Annotated in this window: 12 protein-coding genes and 1 tRNA gene; 4 read left to right on the top strand and 9 right to left on the bottom strand. The window is 69.2% G+C overall.

Going from position 1 to position 16,338, the window contains the following annotated elements:
- Positions 1–18 precede the first annotated feature (18 nt).
- The 3 genes from ACWDUD_RS20415 (at position 19) to ACWDUD_RS20405 (ending at position 2,284) form a co-directional block, all read left to right on the top strand.
- Entirely contained in the window at positions 19–972 is a 954-nt protein-coding gene (locus ACWDUD_RS20415) for a metallophosphoesterase (RefSeq protein ID WP_450110451.1), read from the top strand.
- 54 nt (positions 973–1,026) lie between these two features.
- Positions 1,027–1,100, top strand: a tRNA-Pro gene (locus ACWDUD_RS20410).
- 188 nt (positions 1,101–1,288) lie between these two features.
- Positions 1,289–2,284 carry a hypothetical protein gene (locus ACWDUD_RS20405; RefSeq protein ID WP_450110450.1) on the top strand — a complete coding sequence of 332 codons (996 nt, stop codon included), beginning with the start codon at positions 1,289–1,291 and terminating at the stop codon, positions 2,282–2,284.
- A 55-nt stretch (positions 2,285–2,339) separates the two neighbouring features.
- Here ACWDUD_RS20405 and ACWDUD_RS20400 read toward each other — a convergent pair whose 3' ends face one another.
- The 5 genes from ACWDUD_RS20400 to ACWDUD_RS20380 form a co-directional block, all read right to left on the bottom strand.
- Positions 2,340–3,164 carry a DUF5602 domain-containing protein gene (locus ACWDUD_RS20400; RefSeq protein WP_450110449.1) on the bottom strand — a complete coding sequence of 275 codons (825 nt, stop codon included), beginning with the start codon at positions 3,162–3,164 and terminating at the stop codon, positions 2,340–2,342.
- 52 nt (positions 3,165–3,216) lie between these two features.
- Positions 3,217–4,602: an FAD-binding oxidoreductase gene (locus tag ACWDUD_RS20395; protein ID WP_450110448.1), complete on the bottom strand. Its 1,386-nt coding sequence runs from the start codon at positions 4,600–4,602 to the stop codon at positions 3,217–3,219.
- Positions 4,603–4,713: 111 nt separating this feature from the next.
- Entirely contained in the window at positions 4,714–8,133 is a 3,420-nt protein-coding gene (locus ACWDUD_RS20390; protein ID WP_450110447.1) for a BTAD domain-containing putative transcriptional regulator, read from the bottom strand.
- A gap of 73 nt (positions 8,134–8,206) precedes the next feature.
- Positions 8,207–9,676: an MFS transporter gene (locus ACWDUD_RS20385; RefSeq protein ID WP_450110446.1), complete on the bottom strand. Its 1,470-nt coding sequence runs from the start codon at positions 9,674–9,676 to the stop codon at positions 8,207–8,209.
- Between the two features lie 214 nt (positions 9,677–9,890).
- Positions 9,891–10,802: a hypothetical protein gene (locus tag ACWDUD_RS20380; RefSeq protein WP_450110445.1), complete on the bottom strand. Its 912-nt coding sequence runs from the start codon at positions 10,800–10,802 to the stop codon at positions 9,891–9,893.
- A gap of 141 nt (positions 10,803–10,943) precedes the next feature.
- Here ACWDUD_RS20380 and ACWDUD_RS20375 point away from each other — a divergent pair, with 141 nt between their 5' ends.
- Positions 10,944–12,215 (top strand): amidohydrolase family protein, encoded by a 1,272-nt coding sequence (locus tag ACWDUD_RS20375; protein WP_450110444.1) that lies wholly within the window; start codon positions 10,944–10,946, stop codon positions 12,213–12,215.
- A 66-nt stretch (positions 12,216–12,281) separates the two neighbouring features.
- Here the strand turns inward: ACWDUD_RS20375 and ACWDUD_RS20370 are convergent, their stop codons facing one another.
- The 4 genes from ACWDUD_RS20370 to ACWDUD_RS20355 form a co-directional block, all read right to left on the bottom strand.
- Positions 12,282–13,040 (bottom strand): maleylpyruvate isomerase family mycothiol-dependent enzyme, encoded by a 759-nt coding sequence (locus tag ACWDUD_RS20370; protein ID WP_450110443.1) that lies wholly within the window; start codon positions 13,038–13,040, stop codon positions 12,282–12,284.
- Positions 13,041–13,072: 32 nt separating this feature from the next.
- The gene (locus tag ACWDUD_RS20365; RefSeq protein ID WP_450110442.1) at positions 13,073–14,821 is read right to left on the bottom strand and encodes a cholesterol oxidase substrate-binding domain-containing protein; all 1,749 of its coding nucleotides are present in this window, start codon (positions 14,819–14,821) and stop codon (positions 13,073–13,075) included.
- Positions 14,822–14,913: 92 nt separating this feature from the next.
- Positions 14,914–15,723, bottom strand: a complete 810-nt coding sequence (locus tag ACWDUD_RS20360) for a metal-dependent hydrolase (RefSeq protein WP_248674244.1) — start codon at positions 15,721–15,723, stop codon at positions 14,914–14,916.
- 130 nt (positions 15,724–15,853) lie between these two features.
- Entirely contained in the window at positions 15,854–16,327 is a 474-nt protein-coding gene (locus ACWDUD_RS20355; protein WP_197256899.1) for a Dps family protein, read from the bottom strand.
- Positions 16,328–16,338 lie beyond the last annotated feature (11 nt).

Here is a 16,338-nt window from a genome sequence, read left to right as displayed (position 1 = left end):
CGGCGGTACGCTGGATGCGTGTCTGACCACTCCGCACTCTTCCGCGCAGCTGCCGGTGCCGCCGGCGCGGCCGCCCTCGGACTCGGCTACGCCACCCTGATCGAACGCAACGCGTTCGCGTTGCGGGAGGTGACGATGCCCGTCCTCGAGCCCGGCACGTCGACGCTGCGCGTGCTTCACCTCAGCGATCTGCACATGATGCCGAACCAGAGGCTCAAGCAGAACTGGCTGCGCGAACTCGACCGGCTGGAACCGGATCTCGTGGTCAACACCGGCGACAATCTGTCGCATCCGAAGGCCGTGCCGGCCGTCGTGCAGGCGATGGGCGGTCTGCTCGCCCGTCCGGGCCTGTTCGTGTTCGGCAGCAACGACTACTTCGCACCCGTGCTGAAGAACCCGTTGAAGTACTTCGACAAGAACCACCAGCGCGTATACGGCGCGCCCCTGCCGTGGGGCGACCTGCGCGCGGCGTTCAGCGAACGCGGCTGGCACGACATGACGCACGTGCGGCGCGAGTTCGAGGTCGCGGGCGTGCGCATCGCCGCGGCCGGCGTCGACGATCCGCACCTCGAGCGGGACCGGTACGACACGATCGCCGGTCAGCCCAATCCCCTCGCCGACCTGAAGCTGGGCCTGACGCATTCGCCCGAGCCGCGGGTGCTCGACCGTTTCGCCGACGACGGCTACGACCTCGTGCTGGCGGGCCACACCCACGGCGGGCAGCTGTGCCTGCCGTTCTTCGGTGCTCTCGTGACCAACTGCCAGATCGATCGGTCGCGGGTGAAGGGACCGTCGCGTTGGGGAGCCCACATGCGGCTGCACGTGTCGGCCGGCATCGGCACGTCGCCGTTCGCCCCGGCCCGGTTCTGCTGCCGCCCGGAGGCGACGCTGCTGACCCTCGTCCCGGCCCCGCGCAACGAGGCTCTCGCCGCCGCCGACCGCGCCGCGGAAAGCGCGATTTCTCCCCGCTGACCAGGCGATTTAATCTTCCGAGGAATGGTGCTGTAATCTATCTGAGGTTCATCACGGGGTGTGGCGCAGCTTGGTAGCGCGCTTCGTTCGGGACGAAGAGGTCGTGGGTTCGAATCCCGCCACCCCGACTCGTGAAGCACCATCGAAGGCCCTTCCGCAGCGCGGAAGGGCCTTCGGCGTTTCGTCCTCCGGCCACACCCGCCGAGCGGGTGAACACACGCGCGCTGCCCGCACCGCGCGTGTGTCTATACGGTGTGCCGAGACCGACATCACGTTGCCAAGGAATTCTCACAATCGGGCTGTACCGTGGCCGAACGTGCTTTCACGTGTTGTCTCCATCCTCATCGCGGCCGGCTTGGTCCTTCTCGCAACAGGCTCCACATTCGCCTATCTCGATGCACCGTCGACGACGGTGACCGTGGCCGAGTCCCCGCAGCCGGCGGCCGACTCCGATGACGGCGTCGACGCGGCCCGCTCCCGTCTGCAGCGTGCCGGACTGCCCCTGTCGATGCTCGACGGCGGCGTCGGGCAGCTCACCGACGGCAGCCGTCAGCTCGACGATGGTGCGCGTCAGCTCTCGGACGGTCTCCGGCAGGCGCGAGAGGGCGGCGAGCAGCTCGCAACCGGGCTGGATCAGCTCGACGGCGGCGTGGCCGAACTCGGCGACGGCGCGACACAGATCAGCGGCGGAGTCGACGAGGTGGTCGGCCGGCTCACCGGGTTCGGTGCGATGCAGGGAACGGTGACCGAGCAGCTCACCACCGTCGCCGACACCCTCGGTGCCTCCCCCGACCCGGTGTCGCAGAGCGCCGCCGGACAGTTGCGCACCCTCGTCGACACGCTGAACACCCAGGGCCTCGGCCAGGACACCCTCGACCAGCTCGGCCTGCTCCGCGACGGCGCCCGGCAACTCGCCTACGAACTCACCGATCCGAACGCCCGGTTCGTGGCGGGGATGTCGCAGGCCGCCGGAGGAGCCGCACAGCTCCGCGACGGCCTCGTGCTGCTCGACGACGGCGGACGGGCGCTGTCGGACGGCACGGGACAACTCGTCGACGGTGTGCAGCCGGTGGCCGGTGTGGTCGCGGGGATCGCGGACAACGTCAAATCGGCGACGGACGCGCTGCCGCGCGTCTCCGGTGCCCAGGTGGAGCCGTCGGCCACGACCACGACGACGACCGGTCCGCAGTGGTGGCCGTATGCGTTGATCGCTCTCGGCGCCGCTGCGCTCGTCGCGGCAGCCCTGTGGACCCGCATCCCGGGTGTGGGAAACCGGACGCGTGGCGGCGGCGTGGCGGTGTCGGAAAGCTGACGCGACACGGCGCCACCCGGGCGACCCCTCCTCGCCCGGGTGGCGCCGGTCGGGGCTACGAGGCTTCGCGCAGCGTCAGGCCCGACAGTGCGATGACGTACTCCCCAGCCTCCTCGTCGAAGTCGACGGTGTAGACGGTCGGGAAGTACCCGGTCCGCTGATAGGCGGCGGGCTGACTCACCTCTTCGCGGATCTGCGGTTTGGTGGCGAGCCACTCGCGGGTCATCATCGGTTCGATGAACGTGAACTCGCCGTCCCACGTTCCGAAGAGCAGCACCTCGGTGAAGTCGAACGATCCGGGTATCGCGCCGTCGGCGGCATTCGTCCAGTGCATGCCCATGAACGGCACGGTGTTCTCCGCCGCGGGCCCCGGCGGCGGACCGTACCCGGCCGGAACATACTGCGGTTCGGGAAGAGTGGCGGCCCGGGTCGCGAAGTCGGGGGCGGCAGGATCGGCGTCGCTCTCGGTGTCCGTCATGTAGAAGTGCATGTCGAAATGTGGCTTACCGAAGAGGACCTCGGGCTCGTGGCCGTTCGGGTTCCAGTCGAGCATGACGTGGTCGAAACCGGTCTCGGGTGCGCCGGACGGCAGGTCCAGCATCAGCATCGTCATCGCGGCGTCCGGTCCCTCCGGCAGCCCGGAAAGTGCGGACTCGGAGATCCGGATGCCGATCTCCTGGGGCGTTCCCGCGTCGTCGACCGTGATGTACGTCCTGGACTTGCCCTCCCCGAGGGATTGTTCCGCACCGTAGAGGGTGGCTTCGTGGCCGTGCGCCTGCGAGCCGTGCGCGACCGGGGTGGACGAGTCACCGCAACCCGCGACCGCGAGTACGGCGAGAGCGGCGAGTCCGAGCCCGGTAGCGGTCCGAACCGTATGCATGGGTGTGCCTTTCGAGGTGATGGTGTTCGTGGAGTCGAGCCGGTGCCGCCGGTCAGCGGTCACGGCGCACGACCTGCCCGACGCGCAGCACACCGTTGCTGTCGTGTTCGTCGGCGAGTGCGCTGAGCCAGTGGGCGGTGTCGTCGTCGTAGGCGCGGGCGATGGTGGCCGGGTCGGCGCTGGCCGCGAAATTGGGAAGATGCCGGCCGGTGGTCCACGGCGCCAGCGCCCGGTCGATGGTGCGGGCGTGCCCGACCACGTTCTCCGCGGTGGGCGGCGCCAGCACACCGGCGACCATCACCGCGAACTGCGCGTCGCGGTGGCAGAAGGCGCTGCGGTGCCGCGGTTCCCGGGCCAGCGCGCCGCCGAGCTGCCGGACTTCGACGACGGTCTGCGGCGAGTGCGATCCCGGTCCCGCGACCGACAGCAGGGCGTCGATCGCCTCGTGCGTCAATTCGTTTGTCAGTGCGCTGTATTCGTTGGTCGGCATCGGGTCGACAGGGTCGGCATGCACCGCGGCGATCGCGGCGAACGGCAAGGTTCCGATGCCGTCGAGAATCGGGGTCGCGACCGCACGCAGGCGGCCGAGGAGGGCTTCGGCCTCCGCCGGGTCCGCGAGGCTGGCGAAGCGGACCGCGAAGGTCAGGCGACCTGCGAGCGGCGCGGGCACCTGCGGCAGCGGGGGCAGTTGCAGGAACGCGATCGACGTCGTGCTGTGCTCGGGCAGTTCGGCGCACCAGTCCAGCCACGCGTGGGCGACCGCAGCAGCGTCGAATCCGTCGAAATAGAGTGCGCCGCCGTAGAAGTGGGTGACGGGCAGCAGTTCGATCTCGACGGCGGTGACGATCCCGAGGGTCGCCTTGCCGCCGCGGAGCCCCCAGAACAGTTCCGCGTGTTCCTCGGGTGTCACGTGCAGCACCTCGCCGTTGCCGGTCACGATGTCGAAGGCGCGCACGTAGTCGGACGACAATCCGTAGGTGCGCACCAGCGGCCCGATGCCGCCGCCGGTGAGGAAGCCGGCGACGCCGACGGTCGTGGAGGATCCCGCCAGCGGCGCGAGTCCGTGCGGTGTCGCGGCGTCGATGACGTCCTGCCACACGAGCCCGGCCCCGAGCCGTGCGGTGCGGGCGTCCGGATCGATCGCGCATTCGGTCAGCCGGCCGGTATGAACCAGCAGGACATCGTCGCCCAGCGGGACCGCGCCGTGGCCGGTGCGCTGAACGGCGACCTTCAATCCGTGGTCCGCCGCGTATCGCACGGCCGCGGCGACATCGTCGGCGCTCTCCACCGCGACCACCGCGTGCGGCCGGACCGGCACCGCGACGTTCCACGGAGTCGCCAGCTCGTAGCCGGGCTCACCGGGCAACGCCACCGCGCCGGACACCGCCGCCCGGAGCGATTCGATCGATGCGGCCACCGCAGGTGTCGTGTTGGTCATCGGGACTTCCTTCCATCCGTGTTGCGGGTGTGAAGGAAGGATGGAGGAGCTGTCTTGGCCGGTTCTTGGCTCGAACGGCCCGGTCCGTCCAAGCAACGGCCAAGCGCAGCGTCAGTCCAGAATCGAGCGCGCGTAGTCGGCCAGTCCGAACATCCCGAGACGGGTGGCCTCGTCGGCGATCTGCTCGATCGCCCGGTCCCGTTCCGGCGAGGCCGCACGGAGTTGGGCGCGCAACAGGCGGCAGCGCAGCAGCGTCGGAGGGCTCGATGTCCGTGTGGCGAGCTCCTCGGCCCGGTCCAGCAGCTCGTGGGCCGTTTCGACACGTCCGAGCAGCGCGTGCAGGCGCGCGGACGCCTCCGCGACGGCACCGATCACGCCGACCTGACCCACCGTGGCGATGCGGTCGTGGAACGGCGCAAGCAGTTCGATGAAGGTCTCCGCGTGTTCGACGAGTTCGAGATCGGCGATCACGCGCGCGAGCAACGTGCGGTGCCCGAGTGTGGTCCATGTGAACGGCCCCTGGCCGGCGGACCACCGTGCGATCTCGGTCGCCACGGTCCCCCTGTCTCCTCGTGCCGCGGCGATCGCGATTCGCCACGAATCCGGCTCCACGAAGCCGGGATCCGAATCGGCGAGCATTCCGCGTTCCCATTCCAGGGTGTTCGCGGCGAGGTCGGGGCTGCCCGCAACGTACAGTTCGGTCTGCAGATGGAACTGCCTCGCGGTCTCGTACTGCCGCCTGGTCTCGTCGAAGTCTCCGCGCCACGACGCCAATGTCGCTTCCATCCAACGCAACTGGACTCGGACGACCGGGAGCCGCAGCAGGTCGCACCCGACGATCCCCTGGCGGACATGCGCGGCGGCGGCATCGACATCCCCCAGGTTCATGCGGGCCATGCTGGCTGCGGCATGGGCGATGACCGCGTCGAAGCGGGATTGCCGGTGCCGCAGGGTGAACAGCTCGTCGATCAGCCGTACGGATTCGTCGCTGTGCGTCGCCACGCCGGAGTAGAGCAGGATCCGTCCCAGCAGCGCGTCGGCGATCACATCGGGATCGCCTGTCTCGCGGGCGATCGCGAGTGATCTGCTGCTGAGTTCGTCGGGAACGGCCGAATCCGGGTGGTAGCAGCTGCCGACGGCCAGCGCCGCGAGCACCCGGCAGTGGGCCGTCGGGTCGTCGGAGACGAAAGGTTCCAGACCCGAGAGTCTTTCGAGAAGCGGTCCGGGATCCTTGCCGTAGGACACCCACGGCCACGCGCCCGCGGAGCGCAGCAGTGCCGCGGCCAGTCGGCCCGCGGCCGAGGTTCGGCCCTCGCGGACCGCCGCAAGCAGACCGGCATCGACGACGTCGAGCACCGTCTGGCCACGGCCCGCCCGCGCGAGCGCCTCGACCCGGGCCACGAGCAGATCGTCACGGGCACCGGCCGATTGTTCGGAGGCCGGCAGCAGGTCGAATGCCTTCACCGCCGCCTCCCACCACTGCGCCGCGGTCTCCGAGTTCCATCGTTCGGTCGCTTCCCGCGCCGCGTCGGTGCACGCGTCGAGCACGGTCCGCGGATCGGCGACGGGCAACGCGGCCATCAGATGCTGCGCTCGCCTGCTCGAGCGATCGCTGTCGGACGAGTCCGCCAGCGCCTCGGCGACCTGGGCGTGGATGCGCTGGCGGCGCAGTTCCGGTATCTCGGCGAGCACTTCGTCGCGGAGCAGACCGTGAGCGAACACGTATCCGCGAACACCGGGGTCGGCGACGATGATCCGCTCGTCGGCTGCGTCGTCGAGATAGTCGGCGAGGGTGTCGAGATCCAGCCGGGTCGCGGCGGCCAGGATGTCGGTCTCGATGTTGTCACCGATCACTGCGGCGACCCGAAGAACCTGCAGCACAGCCGGTTCCACGGCCGTCAAGCGACGGCCGAGGACCGAACGGACGGCCAGCGGGATCTCCCCGCCGAGTCGCTCGTCCCGCGGAAGTCGCGCGTACTCGGAGACGAACAGCGGATTGCCGCCGGTGCGTTCGGCGAGCATCCGCGCCTCGGTCGCATCGAGTTCCTCGCCGGTCACGTGACGGGCAAGTGCCGCCACTTCCGACTCGGCGAGCGCCGGTACCACGATGTGTCTGTTGCCGTCGCGGCGCAGGACTGTGTCGACGAATTCGCGCACGCCGGAACGCATCTCCGAATCACGCAGCGTGAGGACGAACCAGACCCGCTGCCGGTGCAGCGCGCCGACCAGGTATTTCAGGCAACGGAGGGACGTCGGGTCGGCCCACTGGATGTCGTCGACGACGACGGTCAGCGCGGCCTTCTCCGCGGCCACCGTCTCGGTCGCGTTCAGAACGCGTTCGTAGACGGCGAAACGCGCTTCGTCCGGTTCGACCCCGGTCGGCGGGATGAGAGCGGCGTCGGCGTCGACACCGAGTTCCCTCAGCATCCGCCGGATCGGCCACCACGCGGGCGCACCTTCGTCCTCGAGGCACCGCGCCCACACCGCGGTGCCGCCCGCCGAGACCGTGCGGGCGTCGCATTCCTCGGCCAGCCGGGTCTTTCCGATACCTGCGGGGCCGGTCAGCACCACCCAGCGGGGTGCGCCGGCCAGGACCTCGTCGAACATCCCGTCGATCACACCGGTCTCCGTCTCGCGTCCGACGAACACGCGCCCGGATTCTGCCTCTGCGAGCGGGACCGTGACGGACGGCGGGGCGGGTGCCGGAACCGTCTCGGCGCCCGTCCATTCCGGTGTCCTCGGCCAGGCCGCGAGTTCGGGTTCGTGCCTCAGAATCGCGCCCTGCAGTGCGGTCAGCTCGGCGCCCGGCCGCAGACCCAGCTCGGCATCCAGGCGAGCGACGTGAACACCGAACTGCTCCAACGCTTCCGGCGAGCGGCCCGCCCGGTGCAGAGCCAGCATCCGCAACCAGCACGTCCGGTCCCGGAACGGGTACTCGTCGTACAACCGGGTCGCCTCGGCGAGGGCCGGGGCCGGGCGTCCCATCGCGAGCAGCGCCGTGACCAGGGTTTCCCGGCACTCGGTGCGGACCTCCTCGAAGCCGGCGGCAGCCACCTCCACCCACTCCTCGTCGCGGAGATCCTCGAGGAGCGGTCCCCGGACGGACGCGAGAGCACGACCGGCCGTGTCCAGCGCGGATTCCCATTCGCCGTTGTCGGCGTGCCGGCGCGCCGCCTCCGCCTCGTCGAGGAACACGGACAGGTCCACGTCCTCGCGGGGGATGTCGAGGACGTATCCGGGTGGCTGGCGCACGATCGGTGATGCGGCACCCGATTCGCTGCGCAGCGCCCGGCGCAGGTTGGAGATGTACGCCTGGATGCTCGAGACGGCGCTCGCGGGCGCGTCACCGGACCACAGCGCGTCGATGAGCCGATCGGTGGAAACGACTTTTCCGCGGCTCAGGAGCAGGACCGCGAGCACCGCACGTTGCTTGCGCGGCCCGAGATCGACGAGATCCGTCCCGGAACCCGGGTCGTGTGGACTGCCCGGCTTCCGCGCGACCTCGAGGGGTCCGAGCAGTCGGTAGATCATGCGGGCTCCTCGTACCGGCAGGGGTGGAACGGTAGAAGTGTAGGGACCTGATCCTGCCGGCGCGCGGGGACGGTCAGCCGTCGACGCTCGCGGTCTCTCGGCTGTCCTCGACCGGCGTGCGGGCCGGACGCAGCATCACCACGCACACCAGCGCGCCGAGCGCGGCGATCACACCGGCGGCCAGCAGCGCGTGGTGCAGGCCGATGACGAAGTCGTGCGGCGATCCACCGGGCAGCAGCGACTGCGCGGGCAGCAGTGCGCCGAGACCCGCGACCCCGACCGCGATACCGGTCTGACGGAACGCGTCGTTGATCCCTGCCGCCAAACCGGAATGGTCCGATGTGCTTTCACCGAGGACGAGGCCGCTCATCACGGGATTGAACACCCCGGCCCCGACGCAGGCGAGGATCAGACCGGGCAACATCGCGTACCTGGACCCGGCGACGTCGACGGTGGTCATCAGGACCAGACCGACGGCAACGAGGAGCAGCGAGACGCTCAGCGAGATGTACACGGGGATCCGCCGGTCCAGTTTCGCGGTGGCACCGGCCACGACGAACATCGCCACGGTCGCGGGAATGTAGACGAGCCCGGCCTCGACGGGCGACAGATGCAGCACGTTCTGCAGGTAGATCGTGGTGTAGACGAAGACCGCGAACAGCGACGCGGAGATCGCGAACGCTGCGATCTGAGCGCCGGCGAACGCGCGGTTCGCGAGCAGGTGCGGCGGCAGCATCGGTTCGCGGGTGCGGAGTTCGTGCAGCACGAACCAGACCAGCGCGACGGCGGCGACCGCAGCGGCGGTGAGGGTCGTCGGGTCGAGCCAGCCGTGTTCGTTGCCGTGCAGCAGTCCGAAGACCAGGGCCGCCAGGCCCGTGGAGACGAGGAGTTGTCCGGGCAGGTCGGCACCGCGGGGATGCGGGTCGCGCGATTCCGGCACCCACCGGACCGTGAGCGCGAGCGTGACGAGGCCGATCGGAATGTTGACGAGGAAGATCGCACGCCAGTTCAGCAATTCGGTCAGCAGACCACCGACGAGTGGGCCGACCGCGAACGCCCCGCCGATGGTGGCACCGTAGGCGGCCAGCGCCGCCGCGCGCTGTGGGCCCTCCTCGAACACGTCCGCCAGCAGCGCGAGCGAGCACGCGAACAGGATGGCGCCCCCGATACCCTGTGCGGCGCGGGCGATGTCGAGTATCCAGATGTCGGGAGCGAGAGCGCACAGCAGCGACGCCGCGGTGAACCACACGACGCCGACGAGGAACACGTGGCGCCGGCCCCGGCGGTCCGCCCAGGATCCCGCGCTCAGGACCACCGTGGCCAATGCCAGCGTGTACGCGTCGATCACCCATTGGAGCGCGCTCACACCGGTCTCCAGGTCGACTGCGATGGACGGCAGTGCCGTGTTGACGACCGCGATGTCGAGCATGAGCATCGCGGTCGTCACGCACACCACCGCGAGGGTGGCTCGTCGGGTCGCGGGGCTTTTCCGGATGGCCGGAAGAGTCGTCGGCCCGTTCTGGTTCGTCGAGGTTGAAGTCACCTCGCAGACGTTGCTCCCCCGCGCTTGGACCGGACCGGGTCGAACGCTTGGATGCGTGAAATTCGGTGTGCCCCTGCCGAGTGTGCACAAATTGTTGCGACACGCCGGGTGGAAGAAGCCCTGTAATGTGCTTTCGGATTTGATCGCGGGTGTTGCGTTGGCCTCCTGAATCCGCCCCGCGTGAAGCCACCATTTGTGCACACTCGAACGGCGCCTACGGGCGCTGCAGTGTCACCGTGATCAGCGCAAGTACCCGGTCGTCGTCACCGGCGTCGACGAGACGGATGTCGATCACGCTGTGGTCGGGGGCGTCGCGCACCACGGTGCCGTACGAGCGCGCCGGGCCGGACCGCACCTGGGACAGGTAGCGGACGAGCATGTCGGTGGCGACGAGTCCGGGTCGCATCGCGTGGGCAGCGGCCTCGGCGAGCAGGGCCTGCGCGCCGCCCTGGATGGTGCCGATCTGGTTGATGACGAACAGGCTCCGGTCGAGTTCGAGGATGCCGGCTTCCGCGTCGACGACGCGCAGATCGAGGCGTTCGTAGATGTCGCCGTCGATTTCGCGCTCCGGGTGAGCGCGCACCTTGCCAACCCACTGTTCGGGTGTGTAGAGGTCCGCGTGGGCTGCCGCGTGCCGGGGCAGCCGCGCGAAGGTGACGAGCCCGCGCGCCACGAGGGTCGGTCCGCCGGGTTCGTCCGCCGCGCCGGCGTCGATCTCGCGTGCGAAACCGGCGATGTCCTGGCGACCGTGACCGTCGTAGACGTCCGCCGAGACGACGACCGTCTTCTTGCCGGTGCGGACGAGGTTGGCGTCGACGAACAGCGGACCGTCCTTCGGCGTGCTCACGGCGTGCAGGGACAGGTCCTGCGTCGCGGTCCAGTCGCCGGCCCCGGCGACGAGCGCGGGGTCGGAGGTCACGATGTCGACGGCGGTGACCAGGAAGCCCAGAGCCGCCCCGCCGGCCGGGGAGCGCACCTTGTCGGTGAGGTTCGCGCGGATCACCGAGCGGCGCTCGTCGAGCAGGAGGGTGTTCAGTCCGAAGTCCGCGGTGAACGTGTGCGCCCCCGACAGGATGAGCTCGGACAGGTCCTCCGAGAAGTCGACGGAAATGGCGTTCTCTTTCATATCGGCATCATGACAGAGGTTCTGCCTGCCGTGTAGGCGTCCCTTCGCAGCGTCTCGAAATCTGGATTCTCAGTTCTGAAAGTAATATTCTCACAGGAGCGAGTGCCGCCGGACAGCTCTGTTCCGCACGAGAGGATTCCGATGAACATTGACGACATGGTGATGATCAGCATCGACGACCACGTGGTCGAACCGCCCGATCTCTTCGAGAAATACTTCCCCAAGAGCCTCAAGGACCAGGCACCGAAGCTGACCGCCAACCCGCGAAATCCCGACGTGCAGGCGTGGATGTTCCAGGGCGTCGTGGTCGGGAGCTCGGGACTCAACGCGGTCGCGTCGTGGCCCAAGGAGGAATGGGGCATGGACCCCACCGGCTACGCCGAGATGCGGCCGGGCATCTACGACATGAGCCTGCGCGTACGCGATATGGACGCCAACGGCACCCTCGCTGCGACCCTGTTCGCCACGTTCCCCGGATTCGCGGGCACGCACCTGGCGAGTCTGCCGGACAAGAAGCTGTCGCTCGCGGCGTGCAAGGCGTTCAACGACTGGGTGGTCGGCGAGGTCCCGAGCACCTACCCCGGCCGCTTCATCCCGCTCGGAATCATTCCGTTCTTCGACGTCGACGAATCGGTCAAGGAGATCGAGCGCCTCGACGCGATGGGTGTCCGTTCGATCAGCATTCCCGAGACCCCGTACGGCGTCGGCGAAGGCTATCCGCCGTTCAAGTCGGGCTACTGGGATCCGATCTTCAAGACGTGCGCCGACCGCAACATCGTGCTGAGTCTGCACATCGGTGGCGGCATCAACCTCGTCAAGCGCGCCGAGGGCTTCGACCTCGACGACATGATGATCCTGACGCCGCTCATCTCGACGATCGCCGCGACCGACGTCATGCTCAGCGGTGCGCTCAAGAAGTTCCCCGACCTGAAGTTCGCGATGAGCGAGGGCGGTGTCGGCTGGGTTCCGCCGTGGCTCGACCGGCTCGAGCGGCACGTCACCAACCAGGAATGGACCGGGCGGACCTTCCTGCCCAAGGGCGTGACCCCGACCGACGCGTGGCGCAAGAACTTCCTGGCCTGCTACATCACCGAGCCGAGTGCGCTGAGCAACCGCGACCGTCTCGGCATCGACACGATCGCCTGGGAATGCGACTACCCGCACTCGGATTCGACGTGGCCGCGGTCGCCCGAGATGCTGATGGAGGAGCTGAAGGCGTCGAACTGCACCGACGAGGAGATCAACAAGATCACGCACGAGAACGTCGCGCGCTTCTTCGGCTGGGATCCGTTCAAGCACATCCCGCGTGAGGAGGCCACCGTCGGCGCGCTGCGCGCCAAGGCGACCGACGTCGACGTCAGCGAGACCTCCAAGCACGAGTACCGCCGTCGCTACGAGCTCGCGAACTCGTAGGCTGCCGCTGGTGTGCCTTTGTGGCGGCCAGGGGCGCCAGAAAGGCACACCGGCAGCGAAGCTGCACTACACGGTCACGGCGCTTCGCCAGCGCTCGAGGATCGCACGGTCCCCGAACACCTCGAGCCCGGCGGGATCCACCCGGTTCCACAGCAGAAGCAACAGATCCGACGCGGAACCACGCACCGCGACATCACCTTTCGCGTGCGCATGTTCGACGGTCACGGCGTCGGCACCCAGCACGATCAACCACTCGCCGACTCCCTCGCCGAGATCCGGGTCGGTCGCGTGCAGGTGGACCGTCTCCCCACCGCGACGCAGTTCGCCGGTGCCGCGGTGCGGGATGATCACCTCGAACAACTCGTCGACACCGTCGACGGCCAGGGCCGCATCGATCGGCGTGGGCGCACCGGCCGCCGACTCGCCGTCGACACGGTGCAGTGCGGTTTCGACCGCCATGCGCCGGACCCAGAACGCGGAATGCCGCGGCCCGTCCCAGGTCTCGACCGTCTGCTCGGGGTCGACGGCGTCCTGTGCCGCGAGCAGCTCGTCGAGACCGCGCCGCACCCACTCCACGAGACTCTCGGAGCCCGGCGGGCGTTCGATCTCGGTGACATTCCCCGTCGCTCCGCTCGCCCCGACTTCACCACCGGCGGTCGTCAGCCACGCCGCCGCGCGCCGATGCACCCGGCCGACGTGCCCCAGCAGCCGTTCGACGGTCCAGCCCGGGCAGGTCGGAACCGGCCGATCGCAGTGTCCGTCGGCGACGTGGAGCAGTCGGTCGGTGTCGGCGCGCAGCAACCCCGCGTAATCGGGACGAGCCATTGCCCGATCATGCCTCAGAGAACGAATTCGACTCAGGGAAACAGCCGGTCGAGGAATTCGTTGCCGAAGACGCGGTGCGGATCGTGCCGGTCGAACACCTCGAGAGCGCCGTCCCAGCCGGCCTTCGACGACAGTCCGGTGCGGTACATGGCCGGGATGGTCTCACCGAGGAACTCCGCACGGCGGTAGCCGCCCTCGTCGTCGAACGCCCAGCCCTTGGACCATTCGGAACGGAAGGTCGCGTAGTCACCGGAGTAGTGGTCCGCCATCCACTGCTCCATCTCCCGGAAGAACGCCGGCATCCCGGCCGTGCCCGGAAGCGAGACCACGTTCATCCAGATCGCGGTGTCCCAGTCCGGCCGGTCGGGCCGCGGCCGCACCGGTGACAGGTTCGGGGCGCCCGCCGAGTCGACGAGAACCTCGGACTGGTCGTCGACGGTGCACAGCCGCACCTCGAACGGACCGTTGACCGGGTACTGGCCGAGCGAGGCGAAGTGGGTCATGCGTTCGTGCAGCCAGGTGGTGAACTCGTTGATGACGCGCGCGATGTTCTCGCGACGCGTCACCACGACACCACCACCGGCGACGACCCGCAGCGTGGTGTGCCGCAGGTAGAACAACAGGTCCTTCGACCAGCCCCACAGGTCGTCGGTTCCGGTCGCGACGAGTCCCGCCGCGACAGCCCCGAACTGGCCTGCCCCGAACGCCGGGGTGGCGGACTGGAGACCGCTCGCGACCTGACCGAGCGGGGTGGTCACGGCCTCCGGGATCGTATCGGTGAAGAAGTAGTTGTAGGGACCGGACACCTCGCGGGACCCGGCCGGCTTCTCCGGGCTGACGGACCAGATCTTCAGCCACGGCGTTTCGGTGAACGAGAACCAGATCGCCTCGACGCGTCCGCTCTCCTCGACGAACCGCTCGAACGTGCGGCCGGGCGAACCGGCCGGGGCGAACAGTTCCTGCCACGGCACGTCGGTGAAGCTCTGGCAACGCAGCCGGTAGTTCGCGCCGGCCTGCAGGGTCACCGACGTGACGAAGCTGCGGCCGACGTGGGCGAGCAACGCGGTGATGTCGGCGTCGGACCGCTGGAAGGTGCGCACCTCGTAGGCGCCGGATGCGGAGTTCCACACGACGGCGTCGAGCGCGACCACGAGGTTCGACAGGGAGCCGAACGACTGCCCCGGGATCGCCTCCTCCCCCGCCGCCGGGTAGGTCGCACCGTGGGCACCGATGGACAGGGCACCGGCGATGGTGATGTCACCGATGGCAGGCGAATTCGCCCATCCGAGTCCCTCGTGCTCGAGGGCGGTCAGGATCGACTCGATGCTCGCCCCGGCACCGGCGGTGACGGTCGCGGGGGTGCCGGAGGGGTCGACGGTCACGGAGTTCAGGTGCGCCATCGTGTCGATGAGCACGATCTTCTCGACGCTGCCTCCCGGCACCACGGTCAGGGGGCTCCAGCTGTGCATGGTGCCCCGCGGGCGGACGCGGTAGCCGTGGGCGTGCGCCCAGTTCGCGATGCGCGCGACGTCCTGGGGATCGCGGGCCGTCGCGGTCCACACGGCGTCGAAGCGGATGGTCTTGGCCCAGTTCTCGAAGCGCTGCTGGGCGAGCGGGATGTCGGCCGGGAAGTCGGGCGGTGCCGGGATGGTCGCCCGCGGGTCGCCGAGGGGCACGGCACCGGCGGGGCTCCAGCCGAGGCCGGTCAGCGCTGCTGCTCCTGCGGCGGCGCCGAGGAATCCACGTCGGCTGAGGCTGATGGCCGGTGCGCTGTCGCTCACGTCGTCGAGCTCCGATCTGAGGTGGGGGTAGAAAGATCAGAGCCAAAATAGAACAAGTTCAGTTCCGATACCAGCGGCCCCGAAAATGTCCCTCAGAACGCGAGCCCGGAAGCTTCGAGCGCCCCCTGGATGTATTCGGGCGCACCGTCGATCGACCAGATCGCGAATCCCACCGCCGCCAGTGTCAGGCCGGGCCCGAGAATCCCCACCTCGAACGGACCACCGGCGCGGATCGCGACGGCCCGCGGCATCTTGAACTCCCACCAGCGCTCACCGCGCCACGGCAGGAACGGTGCCAGGAACGGGATGCCCTCCTTCGTGATGGCGTCGCCGAGGCAGTGCGTCGCACAGCCCAGCGTCACCGCCACCCCGAGACCGACGGAACCGACCTCCCCGGGAAACCACGTCCACGTCAGCACCGACAGGATGGCAGCGGTCGCAGTGACCGCGAGCCAACCGTTCCGCTTCGCCCATCCCCCGAACAGTCCCCGCAGCGCCAGTCCGAGGGTGACGAACAGGACCGCGACGATCGCCTCGCGCCCGAACCGCGCGACGAGCGCGGACACCCCGACCCCGAGCAGTCCGGCGAACAGCGCGGTGTGGGTCAGGGTGCGGTGCCCGCCGCGGCGCTTGCGGTCCCGGCGCCCCTTGGTGAGGTTGTAGTAGCCGACCGAGACCCGGTCGATGCCGCCGGCGACGGCCTGGCTCACCGGGCCGAACGACCGGGCGACCGTCGACTGTGCGGTGTCGAGGTCGGGCAGCAGCGCCGCGCCGGCGCACACCCCCGCGAACGCGAACGTCTCGGCGGTGGACGTCGGCCCACCCCAGTCCTGCGGCAGCACGTCGGCGACGAGCAACCCGACGAGCGCGCCGGAAACCGCGTGGGTGGGACCCATCACCATGACAGAGAACACCTTTCGAGAGCGCAGGTAGAAGAACCCGGCCCGACGCCGTGGCATCGGTCCGGGTTCCAACCTAGCAATGACTCCCGACACATCCGTCACACAGTTGTTCGAACGGACGGGTGATGGATCAGGCGAGCTGCGCCTGCCACATCCAGTGCAGCTGCTCGAGCCGAGCGGTCTGCCCGATGAGCAGGTCCTGCGTCACCGGATCGGCATCCGCGGTGGAGTCGATCCGGTGACGCAGCCGCGAGACGACGGCGGCGATGTTGTCGACGATCGCCGCGACGACCTCCTCGCCCTTGGTCCAGTCGTTGCCGAACCCCTTCGTGCCCGATTCGCGCGCCACCGTGGCGGCGCGGCCGTCCGGGGCGACACCGATGGCGGTGAGTCGTTCGGCCGCCTGGTCCGCGAAATCACGTGCGACTGTTACCAACTCGTCGAGTGCGAGGTGGATGCTGCGGAACTGGGGTCCGACGACCGTCCAGTGCGCCTGCTTGCCGATCAGGCTCAGGTCGACGAGGTCGACCAGGGCGGCCTGCAGAGCGTCCGCGGCGACGTCGCGGCGTGCCGGATCGAGTGTGCTGGTGATGGGGCTGTTCATCTTGCCACTCC

It is taken from the genome of Rhodococcus sp. NPDC003382, from assembly GCF_053589135.1.
This window is presented reverse-complemented; position numbering and strand designations above follow the sequence as displayed.

Excerpts from the sequence above, each read along its gene's own strand:
- ACWDUD_RS20400 (WP_450110449.1), bottom strand. The coding sequence starts at position 3,164 with ATGCATACGGTTCGGACCGCTACCGGGCTCGGACTCGCCGCTCTCGCC.
- ACWDUD_RS20395 (WP_450110448.1), bottom strand. The coding sequence starts at position 4,602 with ATGACCAACACGACACCTGCGGTGGCCGCATCGATCGAATCGCTCCGG.
- ACWDUD_RS20390 (WP_450110447.1), bottom strand. The coding sequence starts at position 8,133 with ATGATCTACCGACTGCTCGGACCCCTCGAGGTCGCGCGGAAGCCGGGC.
- ACWDUD_RS20380 (WP_450110445.1), bottom strand. The coding sequence starts at position 10,802 with ATGAAAGAGAACGCCATTTCCGTCGACTTCTCGGAGGACCTGTCCGAG.
- ACWDUD_RS20375 (WP_450110444.1), top strand. The coding sequence starts at position 10,944 with ATGAACATTGACGACATGGTGATGATCAGCATCGACGACCACGTGGTC.
- ACWDUD_RS20370 (WP_450110443.1), bottom strand. The coding sequence starts at position 13,040 with ATGGCTCGTCCCGATTACGCGGGGTTGCTGCGCGCCGACACCGACCGA.
- ACWDUD_RS20360 (WP_248674244.1), bottom strand. The coding sequence starts at position 15,723 with ATGGTGATGGGTCCCACCCACGCGGTTTCCGGCGCGCTCGTCGGGTTG.
- ACWDUD_RS20355 (WP_197256899.1), bottom strand. The coding sequence starts at position 16,327 with ATGAACAGCCCCATCACCAGCACACTCGATCCGGCACGCCGCGACGTC.